The sequence below is a fragment of the uncultured Campylobacter sp. genome, from assembly GCF_938045775.1.
In the GTDB taxonomy this organism is placed as follows: domain Bacteria; phylum Campylobacterota; class Campylobacteria; order Campylobacterales; family Campylobacteraceae; genus Campylobacter_B.
Genome location: NZ_CALIBH010000252.1, coordinates 1 through 18,072, shown reverse-complemented (window position 1 = coordinate 18,072; position 18,072 = coordinate 1). Strand labels below are relative to the sequence as shown.

Below are 18,072 nucleotides of genomic sequence, written 5' to 3'. Positions count from 1 at the left end.
CCAAACAGATCGTCCTTGAGCTAGATGGCGAGGATAGGGATAAAATTTATGCCGAAGTTGTCAAAATGTGCGATGAAATTTTGGCAAACACCGTCATCGAAGACTACGAGATCGTGCTATGAAGGTAGCGATCGTCAATTTCCCTGGCACGAATTGCGAGCGCGACACCAAATACGCCTTTGATAAGCTTGGTTGCGAAACGCAGATAATTTGGCATAAAAAAACCGACATAAACGCCGATCTGATCGTGCTTCCTGGCGGTTTTAGCTACGGGGATTATTTGCGAACCGCGGCGATTGCTAAATTTAGCCCCGTAATGCAAGCAGTGCTTGATCACGCGCGAAAGGGCGGCTATATTTTGGGTATCTGCAACGGCTTTCAGATGCTTTTGGAACTGAAGCTGCTTGTCGGAGCGATGAGTAGAAATATAAATTTAAGCTTCATCTCAAAATTTCACCATCTGCGCGTCGTTTCAAACGACAATAAATTTCTGCACTGTTGCGATAAGGGCGAAATTCTAAATATCCCGATCGCGCATGGCGAGGGAAACTATTATGCGTCTGCAGATACGCTGAAATCGCTATACGACGAGGATTGCGTGCTGCTAAAATATTGCGACGAAAATGGCGCGGATCTAAATCCGAACGGCTCAGTGGACGCAATCGCGGGGATTTGCGATAAAAACAAAAAGATTTTCGGACTGATGCCGCATCCTGAGCGCGCGATAGAGCCTATTTTGGGCGGCACGGATGGAGAGAAAATGCTAAAAGGCTTAATTTGCTAAAAAAAATTCTTACTATTTTAGGTGTCTGCACGCTTGCGTTTGCTGCGCCGGAGATTGAGATCGATTCGCTTGATGATCTAAGTAAATATGCGCCGAAAAAAGCTGAGGATAAGCCCGACGAGCCGCAGACGCGCGATAATTCTAAGGTAATGCTGAAATACAATAAAAAAGAGGTTATGTCGATGGATAATTTAAGCATCGACGATCTTAAGGCTTTGGCGCCTACTAACGAAGTCGATCTTGATGTATCCGACGATAAGGTCTATCAGGACATTAAGCCTAAGGAGCTTACGCTAAAAGCCAGCGGGATGCCTAGGAAGGTGTATTGCAATCAAATTTTTAAGATTGACTTCGCCGTGTATTTAGGGCAGAAAATCACCGTCAAGCCAAAGCTAGAGATCAGCCGCACCAATGGTATGAAGTGGCTTAATGCTGACAATCTTACGTGGATTGAGGGTGACGAGATGTTTGAGACGACGCTGTGGTTTGCGGCAAGCGATAAGAGCGATAAGATAAATGAGCTCGTTTTGACCTTGCAGCGTAACGGAGAATTCTTTGAAAAAAGCTCTATTAAGCCTGATAATCCGGAATTTATTAAGCTTGATACGAAGCCTAATTTTTCGCATATCGTAGCCGACGAGCTGAAACTTAAAAACTACAAAACTACCAAATTCGACGACGCTTCAAATCTACTCACGCTCGATCTTGGTATCCGAAACGGCGCAATCAGCGCTTTTAGTATCGATAATCCAGCCATTATCAAGCAGGGTGTGGACTCTGTGCGCGGCACATACGCGAGCCAGAGCGGATATTATTTCGCCGTCGTGGATAATAACGTCACAAATTTAGACTTCAGCTACTTCAATCTCCAGACGAAAAAATTTGAAAATTTCGGACTTGAGCTCAACCCGCGCGCCGAGGATCTTAGCACGCAGATCGGGCTAAATCCGAAAGAAAGCAAGTTCGAAGCCTATAAGCAGATCGCGATCTACACGCTAGCTGCCGTGCTTTTGGTGATGTTTCTGCTTAGTAAAAATATCACACCGCTTATCTTTGCTGTGCTGATTTTGGCGGTAAATTTCTATGCGCAAAGGCCTTACGGCACGGGCAGTATCGCGCAAAATTCCCCGGTTAGAATTTTGCCTATGCAAAGCTCCACCGTGTTTTACGTGACTAAAAATCCCGAAAAGGTCGAAATTTTGGGTACGAATAAGGAATTTTATAAAATCATGCTAGGCGGCAACAAGATCGGCTGGGTAAAAAAGGATGAGCTTGTCAAGGATTAGAGCGCTATTTTACGCGTTTTGGTTTATTTTAACCGTTGTTTGGGTCGTAATCGCCATGACGGTGAAAAACTCCTCTCATCGCCGCTTCCGTCGCATTTGGGGGCGCTTCCAGCGCTACGGCATCGGATACGATATCCAGATCATAGGTACCCCCGATCCGCGCGCGCAGTTAGTAATCGCCAATCACCAAAGCATAATGGATATCGTCGTGCTCGAAGAAACCCATCCCGCCGATATCTGCTGGATCGCTAAAAAGGAGATCGCAGACATCCCTATCATCGGCAAAATCATCACTCTTCCGAAGATGATCCAAGTCGATCGCTCCAATCCGCGCGATCTGGTGCGGATCGTGCACGAAGTGCAGCAGCGCGTAAGCGAAGGGCGCGTCATCACGATGTTTCCCGAGGGCACTAGACATCGCGGCACGCAGCTTTTGCAATTTCAAAGCGGCGCCAAAGCGATCGTTAGCAAGCTCGGTCTGCGCGTCCAGCCCGTGGTGCTCATCGGCACGCAGCACATCGCAAACTCTCACGATTTCACCGTCCACAGCGGACACGTCAAAATCATCTACTTAGACCTGCTCGATACGAGCGATAAAGATTGGCTGCAGCACGCCAGAGACACTATGCAAGCCGTAATCGACGAAAACGAAACCGCCGAAGCATAGGCGGGATTCATAAATTTATCGATGAAATTCAAACGCGACTTTTGTTAATTCGCGCGATTTCTGTGCGCTAGCGCGTTTATTTGCGCTTTGGTTTGCGGCGGCAAAATTTTATAAAATTTCATCCGCTCGTGTTAAGCGGCGTGGAATTTTAAAATTTCGTTCGTGCGCGCGGACGGCGAAAATTTAAAATTTCATCCATGCGTTCAGGTAGTGGAATTTTAAAATTTCATCTAAGCAGCAGACGGCGAGTTATCGGCGAGAGACCCGCAAGAAAACAGCGCCTGTATAAAAGCGAAATTTTAAAATTTGCGCGGCGCGGCAAGATAAAATTTAGCGTATATTTAGCCATTTGCGCAAATGGCTAAACGATTTGTCGCAAGAGCAAAAGACGGCGGCAACCCGCAAGCAGTCTAAAATTTTAAATTCTTAAGGAGGAGAGAATGGCGTTTGTTACAGAGCGTATTTCAAAAGAGGATGTCGAGAAATACGATTTACTAAAACCCTGCAATGAGATATGCAATAAGTATTATCAGGGTGAGCTTGATTGGGTAGATTTAAATTCAAGAAGTTGGTGCATAGATCGAGAAAGAGGTATTTGGCTTTTTTCAGTGCGCAGTATCACTATCGGGGATCCGAGAGATATGGAATTTAGCGGTGAAGATATATGGATCTTGCACTACAAGGGCAAAGATATAGAGATTGATTTAAGAAAGATATATAATGAATATACCGGCAAAAAAGATACGGATAATCCGTTTATATTAATATATGAACTGGAATCTATAAGAAGCGATCTTGGGGATATAACAAAACAGGAGATTGTAGATATTTTAAAAGAAATTTTAAATGAGTTTAAGATAGGTGCTATAATTTCTATTCCTAGAGAGAATATTCAAGTAACTTTCATATCAAAAATTTAAAGAAAAGGATAGAATATGGGCTATACAAAAGATCAAGCAGATGCTGAATTAAAGAAATAGTAGATGATTAAACCGCCTACGATTAAGAAAACTATTTGCTTTATGCCGATCATCAATATGCAGTCGATTTAAAATTTTACCGTCGTAATAGGATAAATTTTAAAATCCCGTCCGCTTAAATCAGCGTCGGCTTTAGTTTGCGTGCCGAAAAGTCGGGCCTCTCGCCGCGAGCTAGAGCGATGAGCTCATCCGTCGCAATTAGATAAAAGCCCGCGAGATCTCTGCCGAAAAGCCTTTGGATTTCATCGCTTCTGCCGTCTAAAAAATCAAGCGCAAGCTTGGAATTCACGAGCAAAAAATCGCTTCCGCTATCAAACGCGTCAAATAAAATTTCGCCCCCCAGCCGCAGCGCGCACTCCCGCTCGCGCTCATATATCTGCGCTCCAAGCGGCGCGCCTTCGCAGCCAAAGTGCACGATCTGCGCGCCCAGCCTGCTAGCTAGCTCCTCCGCAGCCTCGTCGTACCACACGGCGACGTTAAAGCCGCTAAAATTGTGCTTCGCGCCCGCTGCGTCAAATTCTGCCATGCTCTGTGCGCTTAAAATTTTATTACTGCGCGCGGGTTCAAATTTTAAAATATCGCAAAACGCCCTGTATGCCGCGCGGTCGTCGAACTCCATCCCCACGGCGTCGCACTTCGTAAAATACGCCATCTGCGGCTCGATGATCTCTAAAATCCTCATGCGCTCGCTCGGGTGCGTCTGCATCAGGCGGTGCGCGAAGATAAAGGCGCTGTTACCCAAAAACTCCCGCGAGCATGCGGGGATTTTCGTCGAGTAAAAATATGGCGCGAGGCTTTTGTAAAACTCGAAATCAGAGGAGTCCGCGATGCCCTCAAAAGCTTTAAATTTATCCAAAAACGCCCTCGGCTCGCAGCGCAGATCTTTAATTGCCTCTTTTTCGCTAAGAGGCGCGATGGTTAGTTCGCTTCCAAAGTGCGCTATGAGCGTATCTAGCGGCTCTTTTACGCTCACCGTGGTGCCGCCGATTTTTACAAATTCCACCCCCTGCGCGCTGAAATAGGGATCGTGCGCGCAGATGTCGTCAAGCAGTGCCGCAAGATCGGCAAAGGGCGCGCTTTCATAAACATAGGGCTTGAAGTAGCTTGCGACGTCGCAGCGAGGATCGAAGCGAAAGAGCCTGATTAGCATTTTTCATCCTTTTTTTATGGCGAATGATACTAGAATTTGCCTTAATAATGAGTTTTTTAGGCTCAATTTTATAAAATTGCGCCTTAGATTAACGCAAAGGCGGGCTATGAAAAATTTATACACCCTAAATCACGCGCCGATAAATGCGCATTTTAGTAAAAACTCCAGCGATTTTGTCGTGCGCGAAGTGCCGCTTTACGAGCCTAGCAATGAGGGCGAGCACTGCATTTTGCTGCTGCAAAAAAAGGGCATCAGCACGCATGAGGCGCTGCGGATTTTAAGCGAGTGCACGGGTGCAAAGATGCGCGAGTTTGGCTACGCGGGGCTTAAAGATAAGCAAGGCCTTACGACGCAGCATGTTAGCATGCCTGCTAAATTTGAGCCCGCGCTGGGCGGATTTTCGCACGAAAGCCTTAAAATTTTAAGCGTACAAAGGCACAAAAACAAGCTCAAAATAGGACATCTAAAGGGCAACGACTTTTTCATCCGCCTAAAAAAGGTCCTGCCGCCCGACGCCGTCAAACTCGCAGCCGCGCTAGATACGCTAGGGCGCGAGGGCTTTGCGAACTACTTCGGCTATCAGCGTTTCGGCAAGTTTGGCGACAACGCGGCGCAGGGCGAGGAGGTGCTGCGCGGACAGAGGCGGCTTAAAAACCCCAAAATGCGCGACTTTCTAATCAGCGCCTATCAGAGCGAGCTTTTTAATCGCTGGCTTAGCAAACGGGTCGAAATTTCAAAATTTGCGGCGGAATTTAGCTCGGGCGAGTTTGCTAAAATTTATGGGCTAAGCAAAGATGAGGCGCGCGAGATCGCGGCTCAGCCGCAGTTTTTCAAGCTTTTAAGGGGCGAGATTTTAGGACATTTTCCCCGTGGCGCGTTTTTTAGCTGCGACGATCTTGGCGCGGAGTGCGAGCGGTTTGCGAGGCGAGAAATCACGAGTGCAGGCCTTATCGTCGGGCGAGCTAAGCTGCGAGCTAGCGGGCTTGGCGGCAGATTTGAAGATGAAATTTTCGCGCCTGCTCGCGAGTTTGAGGCACAGATGAACGGCTCGCGCAGGTTTGCGTGGAGCTTTATGGAGCGCGTGCAGCACACCTACGATGCGCAAAATGCGCATTTTAGCTTCAGTTTTTACCTGCCGAAAGGCTCTTATGCGACAGTCGTTTTGGAAGAAATTTTGCACCGAGATATATTCGAGGGCGCCGCGACAAACGAGGATTGAGCCGCATCGCGCCGCGGATTAGGGCTCATGCCGCGTCAAACGGCGCCGTAGAGTAGGGTTCGCACCACATTTACGCTACGTCGTAGCGCACCGCACCGCGCTGCAGAATAGGGCTCGCGCGTCCCATGTCACGCCCACGTCAAATCACGCCACGTCGCGGTGCACCACGCTGCACGGAATTTTAAATCTTGGCTGCGTGGATTTAAATTTGCGCGGTAGATAAAATTTTATGAAATTTTATCGCAGTAAGCGCGCCGCTTTGTCTAAATCATAGAATTAAAATTTAAAATTTTATTCTGCTCGGCCGTAGATAAAATTTTATAAAATTCTATTTCGCGACGATCTGTTTTGCCGCACCGAAATTTTAATCGATCCGTCTTTTGAAAATATAAAGCAAATTTAGATTATTTTTTATACTCTTTTATCTTGCAGTTTTTTAGCTCGGGGAATTCTTTATGAAATTTCTCATGCAGACGAAAAAATAAAAGCCCCGCGTCGGCAATCTCTCTGTAATAATCTTTAAATTTCTCATCCGACTCGGATAGTTGTGAGAAATTTTTTACCAATTCTTTCGCATCCGCTAGGATATTTGCTAACAAATCGTTGTTTTTCTGCAAAATTTCTACCATCTAGTCCGCTCCTTGCTATATAATTTTGATAAATTATATCGATAAATCATCAATCTTTGCTTAAATTTAAAACCGTGGTTTTGAGACGAAATATGAAATTATCGCTAAAGCTCGTGCGAATTTAGAGCGACGATCTGTTTTGCCGCACCGAAATTTCGCAGCGGCGCAGATTAGGTGCTGAAATTCCGCGCTCACGCCGTAAAATTCCGTTAGCCGAAAAATTCCACCCCTTAAATTTCGCAAGCTCTGAAATTTAAGCCAAAAAAGCTATAATTGTGCTCGGGTGTGGCGTGCGGTCGCTCCGCAAGGAGAGGAAAGTCCGAGCTGCGATAAGACAAGGTTGCGTCTAACGGACGCCGGGGGCAACCCTAGGGAAAGTACAACAGAAAGCAAACCGCCGCGCAAGCGGTAAGGGTGAAAGGGCGGGGTAAGAGCCCACCGCGCGCGTGGAGACACGGGCGGCAATGCAAACCCAACCTGCAGCAAGAACGGGTGGTTTCGTCTTATATTCGAACCGTTCGCTCGAACCGATTTGCAAAAATCGGTCTAGATAAATGACCGCTGTAACGGAACTCGGCTTATAACCACACCTATTTTTACGCCGAATTTATTTACTTGGAATAAGGAAAAAATTTTGAAAAGCTTAATTTTATGCGGCGCGTTTTGCGCCATCGTTTTAGGGCTCGGAGGCTGCGCGAGTGCGAGCTCCGACAAGTCAATAATATTGCAGGGCGACGCCCATGATCGTGCCTGTGCGGAGGTTTATGAGCATTACAAAGAGCTCGAAGCGGAGCTTTTAGCGGTCGAGGATCGATACGCAAACCCAAGCGTTGCGAACGATTATATACAGAATTACGACGAGTACGAGCGCACCATCGCCTATTACAACAAAAATTGCGCGACCGATAAATAGGCAGCGCAGATTGAGCGTAATTTGGTATAAGTGTGGCGTGACGCAGCAGTGCAAAGCACTTAAAATTTTATAAAATCTCTAAAAAATATTGAAAATTTTACGCGAAGCAAAAAGCGTCTAAAATTTATTTCTTACGCTTGGATCTAGCGATACGAAGTCGCGGCACGGCGTATATCGGCGGTGCTTATTTGTGCCCGCATTTAGCTTGGTGTGTCAGCGCGTCAAGTTGCAGAATCATATGAGGGTGCCATATACTCGTGCCGCATTGGCTAAGGGGCGCGCAATTTATTAATCGAATCGGCGCTAAGCCTTGAAGTCGCGAAGTCGCGCTCAAAATTCCGCCGCGCAGATTTGAATTAGTGATTTAAAGTAGCAAAGCAATACCCCAAAATTTAGCCGTGAGGCGGACGACGAACGATTTATTAATCGGATTGGTGCAAAGTCGCACTAAAAATTCCGTCAAGTGGAGTTGGTTGCTGTGCCCGTTTATGCGTCTGTCAAAGCCTCGCAGCCTCAATATAAATAATTTCATCGAGTGGATTTGAATTGGCGCCTAGGCGCTTGGATCGATCGTAAAATCAGGTCTCAAAAATCCTGTTACTCGGGTTTGACCTGCTGCGCGATTTTCGCGGCATATAAAGGCGGCAAAATGAGATCGTTAGGGTAGCTTTAAGGTGCAGTGCGATTTTTTCGCTTGTGTATGCGGCTTTGAGGCGCTTGGTAATTTCGATTTACTCGCAGAGTTTTCAGATGCGCGGTTTTTCGAGACTATGGCAGCGGGATTTTGGGTTTTTAGTGCGAAGGTTTTTGGCGAGCTTACGGTGCTATGGCTTTGATTTTTGCCGAGAAATCTTAGAATTTTACGATTTCGCAAGAGAATTTTGTGTGTTTTGGCGCCGCGTAGAACTTAAAATTTCATCTTGCCGCCGCGTAAGATTGCGCGTCTAATCTTTCTGTTTTTTAAATACGGCGTATGTTTTGAGATTCGCGTCCGTTTTTGAAATTTTACTCCGAATAAACACCGAATTCACAAAATAAGCCGCCCAGCGATAATTTTAGAAAGCCGTGCAAACCTGTAATGTAAAAGCTAAAGCTTTATGAGAGGCGGAACTTAAGGCGCCTTTGCCGATAATCTAGCCGCACAAAATTCCGCCGCGTTACGGCGTGCTAAGGCACCCGAAGCGCCGCATTGTACGCTACGGTTTGCCGCCTCACGGCTCGCTAAAACGCTCAAAGTGGGCTTTTAGAGATTTTGCATTTTTGTTTAAAAGCTCCGCTTGTGCAGCGAGCTTATCCGCGTATGTTTGAAGCGCCGTCGCATACTTGGCATGCGTCTCAAAGTCCGATTTTAGCGCGTAAATTTCATCTTTTACCGATTTTATATTTTGCGCGAGCGCCTCGTCTTTTACGAAGGTGCGGATCGTGCCTAAAAGCGCCAGTAGCGTCGTGGGTGATGCCGCAAAAATGCCTATTTGCGCGCAGTATTCAAGTACCTGCGGCAGCTTCTCGCAGACGTAGACGAAAACCGCTTCGCTGGGCACAAATAGCACCGCAAACTCCGTGCTAAGAGGCGGTATTATGTATTTTTCCGCGATATCTGCGGCGTGCTTTTTCATATCAGCGGCGAGTTGCTTATCCGCACTAGCAAGCGCTGCGGCATCGTTTGAAGCGGAGGCAGCGATGATCTTTTCATAGCTTTGAAGTGGGAATTTTGAGTCAATGCAAAGAATTTTTTCTTTTGCGATATGCAGCGCGCAGTCTGCGACCTTGCCATTTGGTAGGTGCTTTTGCAGTTCGTAAAACGCGGCGTTTTGCCCATAAATCATCGATAAAATTCTCTCTAATCGGTACTCGCCGAAGTTGCCGCGTAGTTTTACATTGCCTAAAATCGAGTTTAGCCTTGCGATTTCGTCACGCACCTGAAGTGAAGTTTTATTTTGTTCGCTCATTCGCGCTAGATTTTCCGCTATGTCCTTAAAGCCGCGATCTAGCGAGCTTAAATTTTCGCTAAGTGCGCTGTTTTGGCGTTGCAAGCCCTCGCCCAGGGATCTATTAAGATAATAGAATTTATCACTAAAGCCGTCATTTAGGCTTTGATTTAGCTTAAAAAGCTCGGCACTTGCTCTTGCACTTTGAGCCGTAAGTTTCTCGCCCAAAAACTCGCTAAGCGCAGAGTTTGCATCGTTTATGCGGCGGTTTTGCAGCACGAGCGCGATTAGCAGGGCAAGCACTAGCGCAGCAAAAAACGCAAACGTCGCGAGTAAAATCCCATCAGCGCCCATTTTCTTGCACACTTTGCGGATCTAAAATTTCATTTTTGTAGCGTAGATATTCGATGTCGTTGTTAAGCGCGTGATTTTCCTCAAGCAAAACCTCGTGTTTAGTGCGAAGCGCGGCGATGTCGCGGCTGATGTAATAAATTTCGTTGCGGATGTAAATCGCCGGCACCGTCAGCAAAAACGCAAATCCGATCAGCAGATAAACGACTAAAAGCTGATAAAGCGTGAGATTTTTCTCCTTTTTTTTCTCGGCATCGTAGTTGCGTAGCAGCTCGTCTTGTGCGCCCGCGAAACTGCCGTAACCGCGTCCTGCAGCAAGGCTTGCATAATCCTGCGCGCCCATATCCGCGTAATTTTGATTTTGCGTGCCTGTAAAGTTCGCACCCACAAACGCCGCATAATCCACCTTGCCGGTAAAATTTGCACCTGTAAAATCGCCGTAGCTTGCTCCGCTGGAATTATCGCTGCCGCGAGTGGCTGAAATATTTGCGTCGTCGCGTCCTTTTAATTTGACTTTGTTGCTTTTATTAAATTTTGTTCCGCCGCTTTCGGAATTTAGATAGTTTTGGGTATTTGTAAAGCCTGAACTTTCGAATTCCAAGCCGGTAAAATCGTCGTAACCGCCCGCTGCGCCCGCGTAGTTTCGTTTTACGGAAAGATCCGCGGCAAGCTTATCCTCTAGCTCCTCATCCGTCAGATCCTCCATAGCTCGTCTTTTCGCAAGCTCTATACCCGCTAGATCGGATGTTCCTGCGAAGTCGTGCCCGTCATCGTCGTCGGCAAAATATTCATATTTGTTCATTTTAAATCTCCATAAATTTAAAACCACGATCTTATCTTTACTCGCCGTCAAAGCGCCTGCGTCAAGATGAATTCAGCTCGAAACCCGCAGCTCGCCTGCGCCCAGCAATGAGCCAGGTAAAATTTAAAAGCAAAGCTACGAGCAAAATTTTTCTTTGCAATTTTACCTCGGTAAATGGAATTTTATCTTAACTCGCAAAATTATATCTCGGCCAGCAAAAGCAAATTTTAATTTAGCGGGCTATTTCGTTTATTTGGCCGGCTCTTTGCACGATATTGTATAGCAGCAGAAGCTTCAAAAGAAGCATCGCGTTAATTTTGCTCGCCTTTTGCACCGCCTGCTTGGGAAATTCATTTTGACAGGTAAAAATCGAGCTCACTTTACCGAGATTGACTATTTATAAAATTTTGTCAAATAATCTGAAAAACCGCTTAAAATTTTACTGCGTCTTCGATACGCCTTAAAATTATAAGCGAAGGATATCGCTTGCAAGATAGGCTTTATCATCTAAAGGTCGATGAAACTACAAACTACTGCTCGCTTACAAAATTTCATTAAAGCAAAGGACTAGATTTGGCATTACGTCACTTGCTTTAGACGCCAAATTTTAACTTTCGCTCGGTTTCGTATCTATGCTACCACTTAGTTTTTAAATATGCAGCAGTTAAATCTTATAAAATTATACATCAAATTTAGCGTAAAATTAAACGTTAAATTTTTCGCTAAATTTTATGATTTAGCTATTAGGTACTCAAAATAGCATTAAAAAATATCATAAATTTTAAAGCGAATCTTTGAAAGCTGAATTGTAAAATTCCATAAAATTTTAAAATTTAATGCCTGCAAATCTATAAATTTTACAAAATTTCGTCAAATTTTAAAATTCATAGCAAGCAAAGACGGTTATTTCAGTCGAAAAATTCTTAGCTTTGCGCTCGCTGCTCGCGAGTTTTGCGCAAGCTCTTGCGCGTCCGCTATTATAGGGCTTTTGGTTAGTATTTTACCTAACGAATGCCCGCCGCCGCATTCGCAGCGCATAAACTCGCTAGGGCAGACGCAATCGCGCTCCCACGCCCTAAATCGCTCCTTTACTATGCGGTCTTCAAGCGAATGGAATGAAATTATAGCGACAGTTGCATTAGTTAGAATTGAATCACGCGATTTTTGCTCAATGAGCGTGAGCAGGCGTTTTAGCTCGCCAAGTTCGTCATTTACCTCGATGCGGATCGCCTGAAATGCTAGCGTAGCCGTGCTGATGCTGCGCCCTTTAACGGGCTTCGTTCCGATCAAATTTGCTAAAGCTTTAGCACTTGTTAGTGGTGCGTTAGCCCGCGCAGTAGCTATTTTAGCAGCGATTGCGTTAGCGTTTGTTAGCTCGCCGTATTCGCGGAAAATGCGCGCCAGATCCGCTTGCGAGTAGTGGTTTACGACGTATGCCGCATCTAGCGCTGCGCCTGCATCCATTCGCATATCCAGCGCATCGCTTTTGGTGGAAAAGCCGCGCGAGTTTTTATCCAGCTGAAGCGACGAAACGCCGATGTCGGCTAATATCCCACGAACTGCGCGGAGCTTTTGCTCGGGCAGAATTCCTAAAATTTCGCTAAATTTTGCTTTGTGAATTTCTATGCGATCTTTAAATTTACTAAGCCGCTCGCGCGAAAATTCTATCGCTTCGGTATCTCTGTCGCAAGCGATAAGCTTAAGGCGCGGATTAGCGGTCAAAATGCCCTCGCTATGCCCTCCGTAGCCTAACGTACAGTCGATAACGTAGCCGTCCTCAAGCTGCGAAAATGCGGCGATCGTTTGCGAAAAAAGTACCGGAATATGTGGAGCTTGCACTTAAATTTATCCTTTTGAAATTTCTAATCCTATATAATAGCGAAATTTTTTACAAAGGCGAGAGATGGACGAGTATTATTATGAAATTTTACGCAAAATTTCGCTTTCGATGTTTAGAGATAGGCTTTTTGGGATCTTTCACGGCTCGATTTCAGCAAAAATTAAAGAAAATCAGTTCTTGATCAACAAAAAAGACGCGATTTTCGATAGCCTGGATAGGGATGATTTTATAACGCTGTTTTCAAAAAAAGACTACCGCTGGCAGAATGCTAGCATCGATAGCGATATACATATAAATATTTACAAAAATATAAAAGAGGCGAAATTCGTAACCTACGCGACACCGCCATATCTCGTCGCATATACGCTGGAGCATAATTTTATTTTGCCGCGAGATTACTTTGGGGCGAGCAAATTTAAGCGCATTGAAATTTATGATCCTAAGAACTACGACGACTGGCACGAGCGCGCGCCGTATGAAATTTGTAACTATATGATAAATGAAAATAGCGATATAATGGTGATTCGCGGCTATGGGGTTTTTGCCCATGCAAGGAGCGCGCAGCAAATGGCGAAAAAAATAGCGATTTTAGAAATGAGTTCAAAGCTGCTTTTGCTAAGCTAAGATTAATGTATACCAAATCATTTACTAACGCGTTATAATTCGCTAAAAATGCCTATTTTTCAGCCTTACATAAGGTTTTATCTGTATAATTACTAACAAAAAATTTCTTTAGTTAGCTATTTAAGGATTTAGATGATAGAATGGATGCAAAAGCATAAGAAGTCGCTTATACCGACGATCTGGATAAGCACGATAGCTTTCGTGGGCGCAGGCTTCGTCGGCTGGGGCGCATATGATATGAATGCTAACCGCGCAGGCTCAATCGCTAGAGTAGGGCAGATTTCCATAACCAATCAAGAACTAAACACAAAATACTCCGAACTATACAACAGGCTGAGTGCTATGAGCGATGGGCAATTTACTCAAGAACAAGCCAAAAATATGCATCTAGATCAGATCGCAGTAGATCAGCTAATCGGCGAGGCATATTTTCTAAATTTTGCTAAAGACTTAGGCGTTCAGGCTAGTGATAAAGATGTCGCGGAGTTTGTAGTGAGCTCGCCTAATTTTCAAGAAAACGGCGAGTTTAGTAAGGAACTTTACGATAATGTCGTAAGGAATTCAGGACTTACTAAAAAGGAATTTGAGCGCAATCTACAAAAGGTCCTAACTTTAGAAAAGCTCGGCAAAGCGCTAAAAATAACGCCTAGCCCTAAGATCGTAGAAGCATTTGCAGCATCGCAGCTGATGCAGGATAAGGTTTCTGTAGAGATAATCTACGCCGATGCTAACGTCACTTTTAACGACGACGAGCTAAAGAAATTTTGGGAAGGCGAGAAATCACATTTTATGACTGAGAAAAAATATACTCTCGGAGCATATTTTGTGGCGCCTAGTAAAGCCGACGTGAATGAGACCGAACTAAGTAAATTTTATGAAGAACACAGAGGCGAGTATAGAAGCCTAGATGATAAATTATTGGATTTTGCAGAGGCTAAACCTAACGTCTTAAAAGATTACCGAATGGATCAGGTTAAAAAAGACGCTACAAAGGATTATCTGGAGATCAAAAAAGGCAAGCTCGATACTAATGAAACTATAGTCGCTACGGCTAGCAATTTTCCAGTATCTGAGATTGAGGTCGCAAAGCCAGGAGATGTCATCAAGCCTTTCGAGTACAAAGGCGGATATTTGATTGCTAAACTAAACGGTGTAGAGCAACCTAGGCAGATGAGCTTTGAAGAGGCTAAGTCTTTGGCTTCTAAAGAATTTGAAACAAAAAAACGCAAAGAGCTACTTGAAAAAAGAGCTCAAGATGCGCTTAAAAATTTCAAAGGCGAAGATTTCGGCACGCTATCTCTTAATAGTAAAAATAATACCAAGCTAAGCGATGACGAATTTTATAAATTTCTTATCGATATGTTTAATAAGCCGGCTAAAGAAGGGATAGTGATGTTTGATAACAAAGCCGTAGTGTATAAAATTTCACAGCAGAGCCTGGGCAGCAGCGAAGAGATAGATAAAGAAAAAACGATCGTAGCCGATAGGATAACCACTTTATTAAATTCTAATCTACAAGACGATTTAACCAAAATGCTAGAAAAGCGCTATAAAACCGAAAGATATTTTAAAGGTAAAGACAGTGAGTGAGTATATTTTAGGTCTAGATATAGGCTCAACTAAAATTCGCGCGATAATCGCTAAAAATGATGGCATTTTTACGGTCTTAGGTGTCGGTGGAGCCGATACTTTAGGTATCAAAAAGGGCGTCATAACAAACATAGAGCAAGCTGCGGGCTCAATAAAGCAGGCGGTAAAAGCGGCTGTAAAAGGAGCTGGCAGAAGCTACGATAAAGCCATTATATCTATCTCTGGCTCATATGCCAAAAGCGTTAAATCTCGCGGCGTCATAACTATGGAAAATGAGATCGGACTAGATGAGATCAAGCGTGCCATGCAGGTTGCCGAAGCGCAAGCAAATGTGCCTAGCGATAGTGTTATTTTACATGTGCTTCCGTATGATTTTAGAGTTGATGAGCAGGAGCATATCGAAGATCCGCTCGGTATGAGCGGAACTCGCCTAGAGGTATCTACCCATATCGTCATCGCCCCTGAAAGCTCGATTAAAAATTTGAAAAAATCCGTAGAGATGGCGGGCGTAAAGGTCGATAACATCGTCCTTTCGGGCTACGCATCATCCATATCCACGCTTAGCAAGGACGAAAAAGAGCTCGGCGTAGTGCTGATCGATATGGGCGGCGCTACATGCGATATAGTCATCCATCTGGGGAATTCCTTGCGTTATAACGATGTTGTGATGTTTGGCTCTAATAACGTTACTAACGATCTATCTCGCGCTCTGCATACGCCGCTTCCATATGCGGAAAACATTAAAATTACCTATAACGATCTGATTAATCAAGGCAATAGCGAAGTCGAGCTGCCTGCTTTAGGAGATAGCGAGTCAGAAAACCACATCATAAGCCTTGAGATCATTTCGCAAGTAATCCTTGCTCGCGTTAAAGAGACTTTCGATATGATAGCCGATAAGATCGAAAGAAGCGGCTATAAAGACCGCATAGGCGCAGGTATCGTAATCACGGGCGGTATGGCGAAGCTAGACGATGTGCGCGATTTAGCGGCGATAGTTTTTGATAACACTTCCGTTAGGGTTGCAAGAGCAAAGAGCGTGGGCGGTCTGCACGAGATCGCCGATGATATTTCAAATTCTTGCGCACTAGGACTTTGCATGTATGGTTTCGGCGAATTTACTCCTTACGAGATGGACTCTAACGGCAAACTCCGCTACAAAGACGAGGTTATAAACAAGGCTCCGAAGCGAAATGTGAACGAATATTATGAAAAAGAGGTCAGTAAGGCGATAGAAAAAGAGGGTGGCAGAGCGGATAGCGGTGCGGCTAAGAAGGAGGATCTAAATATCCAACTTCCCAAAAAAGACGGACAGAATTTTTTCAATAAAATTTGGTCGTCTATGAAAAATTGGTTTTAAATTTTAAGCTAAGGAGATACTCGTGAAAGGATACAGTATGGAAGAAAGAAAGGGCATCTACGGTGCCAAGATGAAGGTTATCGGCGTCGGCGGCGGCGGATGCAACATGATAAATCATATGATCCGCGAAGGTTTTACCAAAACCGACGTTGAGCTTATGGTAGCTAACACCGACGCACAGGCGTTAGAAAAGTCGATCGCAAATACTAGAATTTTACTAGGCGAAAACACCACCAAAGGCCTTGGCTGCGGTATGGATCCTGCGCTTGCTAAGATGGCTGCAGAGGAGAACTACGACGATCTTAAGGATCGCTTAGACTACTCCGACATCGTTTTCGTAGGCTCCGGTCTAGGCGGCGGTACCGGTACCGGTGCTGCACCTATTGTTGCAAAAGCTGCGAAAGAGAAAAAAGCGCTAACTATCGGCGTCGTTACCACCCCTTTCGGTTTTGAGGGCAAAAAGCGTATGCGATTAGCACAAGAGGGTCTTGAAGAGCTTAAAAAAGAGTGCGATTCCATAATCGTTATCCCAAATCAAAATTTATTGAAAATCATCGATAAAAAAACCGGCCTAAAAGATGCTTTTAAGATCGTAGATAATGTCCTATTCCAAGCCGTAAACGGTATGATCTCCGTGATCTTAGAATCAGGCGATAGCGATATCAACGTCGATTATGCCGATGTCAAAAAGGTAATGACGCACCGCGGTTTGGCGCTTATGGGTATCGGCGTTAGCGAAGGTGATGGCGCGGCAGAAGAAGCGCTAAAAAGCGCGATCCAATCTCCACTTTTGGACAATACCTCCATCCACGGCGCTATGGGCGTGTTAGTGCATTTTAAGATGTCGCCTGATTGCTCCTTGCTTGAGATTGAATCTGCGATGAATATCATCGAAGATACAGTAGATAAGGACGCTGACGTTACTTGGGGTACTACCACCGATCCTAAGATGGAAAATAACCGCGTCGAGGTTACTCTCATCGCCACCGGCTTTGAAAAGAGCATCGAAGAAAAAAAGCAGGTCGCCAGCGATAACGTAGCGGATCGCAGGAAGGCGCTTTTAGAAAGCATGGGTCGAAATTCTATCTTTTCTAGACAAAAGGTAAGTAGCGGCGATTTTAACGGGGACGAAACCTACGACGAGCTCGACGAGCCCGCATTCCTACGAAATCAGATGGACTAAATGCGCAGACGAGATAGGCAGCTAAGCGAAGATGAGGCATTAAAAATCATCGACGAGAGCGAGTACGCTACGCTTAGCTGCATAGACGATAGCGGCGAAATTTTTAGCGTGCCTATCTCGCCCGTGCGCGATGCAGACGCCATTTATATCCACGGTGCGCCTGCCGGCACAAAGGCGAAACTCTTTCAAAACAGACGCGCGGTAACGGCAGTTTTTGTTGGCTACAACCGCGTTCCTACCCCAAGCGACGAAGAATACCAATCTATCGCGAACGACGCGGAAGCGCTAGGATCGAAAGTTTATACGACGGAGTACCGCAGCGCGATCGCCGTTTGCGAAGCAAGCGAAGTAGAAGATGACGAGCGTAAAATTTACGCCCTGCGGATACTATGCGAAAAATACACCCCAAACTACATGTCGCGCGTGGAATTTGCCTCCAGAGCATCATTAAAGCGCATGAAAATTTACGAACTCAAAATAAAATCCGTAACCGCAAAGGCTAAAATTTTATAGAATTGAATTTAAGAAATCTAAATTTAAATTGCTTGATTTCTTAAAATTTTAAGTTCGAATGTAAGCAAATTTTAATCTGAAATTTCGTATCGCCAAATTGCGAAGCTTCTTGTCGGCACTAGCATCGGCACCACCGCGGCGATCGTCCCGCTTACTATCGGCTCGGCGCCCTTTATCGCTCGCCTCATCGAAAGCGCGCTGCTGGAGGTCGATAGCGGCGTGATCGAGGCGGCGAAGAGCTTCGGCGCGAGCA

Annotated in this window: 18 protein-coding genes, 1 other RNA gene and 1 pseudogene; 15 read left to right on the top strand and 5 right to left on the bottom strand. The window is 45.1% G+C overall.

Going from position 1 to position 18,072, the window contains the following annotated elements:
* From purS to Q0238_RS10580, 5 genes are all read left to right on the top strand, one after another.
* Positions 1 to 122, top strand: a 122-nt coding sequence (gene purS, locus Q0238_RS10600; RefSeq protein WP_297945877.1) for a phosphoribosylformylglycinamidine synthase subunit PurS, incomplete at its 5' end; no start/stop codon positions are given.
* The gene (gene purQ, locus Q0238_RS10595; protein ID WP_297945875.1) at positions 119 to 784 is read left to right on the top strand and encodes a phosphoribosylformylglycinamidine synthase subunit PurQ; all 666 of its coding nucleotides are present in this window, start codon (positions 119 to 121) and stop codon (positions 782 to 784) included. The genes purS and purQ, both read left to right, overlap by 4 nt.
* Positions 778 to 2,070, top strand: coding sequence for an SH3 domain-containing protein (locus Q0238_RS10590; protein WP_297945873.1), 1,293 nt, complete (start codon positions 778 to 780; stop codon positions 2,068 to 2,070). The genes purQ and Q0238_RS10590 overlap by 7 nt, the downstream gene beginning before the upstream one ends.
* Positions 2,051 to 2,737 (top strand): lysophospholipid acyltransferase family protein, encoded by a 687-nt coding sequence (locus tag Q0238_RS10585; RefSeq protein ID WP_297945871.1) that lies wholly within the window; start codon positions 2,051 to 2,053, stop codon positions 2,735 to 2,737. Before Q0238_RS10590 ends, Q0238_RS10585 begins: the two co-directional genes overlap by 20 nt.
* Before the next feature lie 440 nt (positions 2,738 to 3,177).
* On the top strand, positions 3,178 to 3,657 hold the full coding sequence (locus Q0238_RS10580; RefSeq protein ID WP_297945869.1) for a hypothetical protein: 480 nt from the start codon (positions 3,178 to 3,180) through the stop codon (positions 3,655 to 3,657).
* Between the two features lie 175 nt (positions 3,658 to 3,832).
* Here Q0238_RS10580 and Q0238_RS10575 read toward each other — a convergent pair whose 3' ends face one another.
* Complete coding sequence (locus Q0238_RS10575; protein ID WP_297945867.1) at positions 3,833 to 4,867, bottom strand: hypothetical protein; 1,035 nt, start codon at positions 4,865 to 4,867, stop codon at positions 3,833 to 3,835.
* 106 nt (positions 4,868 to 4,973) lie between these two features.
* Between Q0238_RS10575 and truD the strand changes: the two genes are divergently transcribed.
* On the top strand, positions 4,974 to 6,086 hold the full coding sequence (gene truD / locus Q0238_RS10570) for a tRNA pseudouridine(13) synthase TruD (RefSeq protein WP_297945865.1): 1,113 nt from the start codon (positions 4,974 to 4,976) through the stop codon (positions 6,084 to 6,086).
* Between the two features lie 404 nt (positions 6,087 to 6,490).
* Here the strand turns inward: truD and Q0238_RS10565 are convergent, their stop codons facing one another.
* Positions 6,491 to 6,715 (bottom strand): chemotaxis protein, encoded by a 225-nt coding sequence (locus Q0238_RS10565; RefSeq protein ID WP_297945863.1) that lies wholly within the window; start codon positions 6,713 to 6,715, stop codon positions 6,491 to 6,493.
* A 280-nt stretch (positions 6,716 to 6,995) separates the two neighbouring features.
* Here Q0238_RS10565 and rnpB point away from each other — a divergent pair.
* From rnpB to Q0238_RS10550, 3 genes are all read left to right on the top strand, one after another.
* An RNA gene (gene rnpB / locus Q0238_RS10560) (RNase P RNA component class A) lies at positions 6,996 to 7,312 on the top strand.
* Positions 7,313 to 7,349: 37 nt separating this feature from the next.
* Positions 7,350 to 7,628, top strand: a complete 279-nt coding sequence (locus Q0238_RS10555; protein ID WP_297945861.1) for a hypothetical protein — start codon at positions 7,350 to 7,352, stop codon at positions 7,626 to 7,628.
* 674 nt (positions 7,629 to 8,302) lie between these two features.
* A complete protein-coding gene (locus Q0238_RS10550) occupies positions 8,303 to 8,464 on the top strand; it encodes a hypothetical protein (protein ID WP_297945859.1) in 162 nt (53 codons plus the stop codon).
* Positions 8,465 to 8,839: 375 nt separating this feature from the next.
* Here Q0238_RS10550 and Q0238_RS10545 read toward each other — a convergent pair whose 3' ends face one another.
* The 3 genes from Q0238_RS10545 to rsmH all read right to left on the bottom strand — a co-directional run bounded on the left by Q0238_RS10545 (position 8,840) and on the right by rsmH (position 12,548).
* Positions 8,840 to 9,910 (bottom strand): DNA recombination protein RmuC, encoded by a 1,071-nt coding sequence (locus tag Q0238_RS10545; protein WP_297945857.1) that lies wholly within the window; start codon positions 9,908 to 9,910, stop codon positions 8,840 to 8,842.
* Complete coding sequence (locus Q0238_RS10540; RefSeq protein ID WP_297945855.1) at positions 9,900 to 10,760, bottom strand: hypothetical protein; 861 nt, start codon at positions 10,758 to 10,760, stop codon at positions 9,900 to 9,902. The genes Q0238_RS10545 and Q0238_RS10540 overlap by 11 nt, the downstream gene beginning before the upstream one ends.
* Before the next feature lie 852 nt (positions 10,761 to 11,612).
* A complete protein-coding gene (rsmH, locus tag Q0238_RS10535) occupies positions 11,613 to 12,548 on the bottom strand; it encodes a 16S rRNA (cytosine(1402)-N(4))-methyltransferase RsmH (RefSeq protein WP_297945853.1) in 936 nt (311 codons plus the stop codon).
* Between the two features lie 64 nt (positions 12,549 to 12,612).
* Here rsmH and Q0238_RS10530 point away from each other — a divergent pair, with 64 nt between their 5' ends.
* The 6 genes and pseudogenes from Q0238_RS10530 to Q0238_RS10505 form a co-directional block, all read left to right on the top strand.
* Positions 12,613 to 13,173 (top strand): class II aldolase and adducin N-terminal domain-containing protein, encoded by a 561-nt coding sequence (locus tag Q0238_RS10530; RefSeq protein WP_297945851.1) that lies wholly within the window; start codon positions 12,613 to 12,615, stop codon positions 13,171 to 13,173.
* 132 nt (positions 13,174 to 13,305) lie between these two features.
* Complete coding sequence (locus Q0238_RS10525; RefSeq protein WP_297945850.1) at positions 13,306 to 14,763, top strand: peptidylprolyl isomerase; 1,458 nt, start codon at positions 13,306 to 13,308, stop codon at positions 14,761 to 14,763.
* Positions 14,756 to 16,123 carry a cell division protein FtsA gene (gene ftsA, locus Q0238_RS10520; protein WP_297945848.1) on the top strand — a complete coding sequence of 456 codons (1,368 nt, stop codon included), beginning with the start codon at positions 14,756 to 14,758 and terminating at the stop codon, positions 16,121 to 16,123. The genes Q0238_RS10525 and ftsA overlap by 8 nt, the downstream gene beginning before the upstream one ends.
* Before the next feature lie 22 nt (positions 16,124 to 16,145).
* Positions 16,146 to 17,306, top strand: coding sequence for a cell division protein FtsZ (ftsZ, locus tag Q0238_RS10515; RefSeq protein WP_297945846.1), 1,161 nt, complete (start codon positions 16,146 to 16,148; stop codon positions 17,304 to 17,306).
* A complete protein-coding gene (locus Q0238_RS10510; RefSeq protein ID WP_297945844.1) occupies positions 17,307 to 17,819 on the top strand; it encodes a pyridoxamine 5'-phosphate oxidase family protein in 513 nt (170 codons plus the stop codon). It abuts the gene before it with no gap.
* 102 nt (positions 17,820 to 17,921) lie between these two features.
* Positions 17,922 to 18,072, top strand: a pseudogene (locus Q0238_RS10505) (methionine ABC transporter permease); the annotation flags it as partial.

Bases quoted from the DNA above. Each gene is read 5' to 3' on its own strand.
- purQ (WP_297945875.1), top strand. From the start codon at position 119: ATGAAGGTAGCGATCGTCAATTTCCCTGGCACGAATTGCGAGCGCGAC.
- Q0238_RS10585 (WP_297945871.1), top strand. From the start codon at position 2,051: ATGAGCTTGTCAAGGATTAGAGCGCTATTTTACGCGTTTTGGTTTATT.
- Q0238_RS10580 (WP_297945869.1), top strand. From the start codon at position 3,178: ATGGCGTTTGTTACAGAGCGTATTTCAAAAGAGGATGTCGAGAAATAC.
- Q0238_RS10575 (WP_297945867.1), bottom strand. From the start codon at position 4,867: ATGCTAATCAGGCTCTTTCGCTTCGATCCTCGCTGCGACGTCGCAAGC.
- truD (WP_297945865.1), top strand. From the start codon at position 4,974: ATGAAAAATTTATACACCCTAAATCACGCGCCGATAAATGCGCATTTT.
- Q0238_RS10565 (WP_297945863.1), bottom strand. From the start codon at position 6,715: ATGGTAGAAATTTTGCAGAAAAACAACGATTTGTTAGCAAATATCCTA.
- Q0238_RS10545 (WP_297945857.1), bottom strand. From the start codon at position 9,910: ATGGGCGCTGATGGGATTTTACTCGCGACGTTTGCGTTTTTTGCTGCG.
- Q0238_RS10530 (WP_297945851.1), top strand. From the start codon at position 12,613: ATGGACGAGTATTATTATGAAATTTTACGCAAAATTTCGCTTTCGATG.
- Q0238_RS10525 (WP_297945850.1), top strand. From the start codon at position 13,306: ATGATAGAATGGATGCAAAAGCATAAGAAGTCGCTTATACCGACGATC.
- Q0238_RS10510 (WP_297945844.1), top strand. From the start codon at position 17,307: ATGCGCAGACGAGATAGGCAGCTAAGCGAAGATGAGGCATTAAAAATC.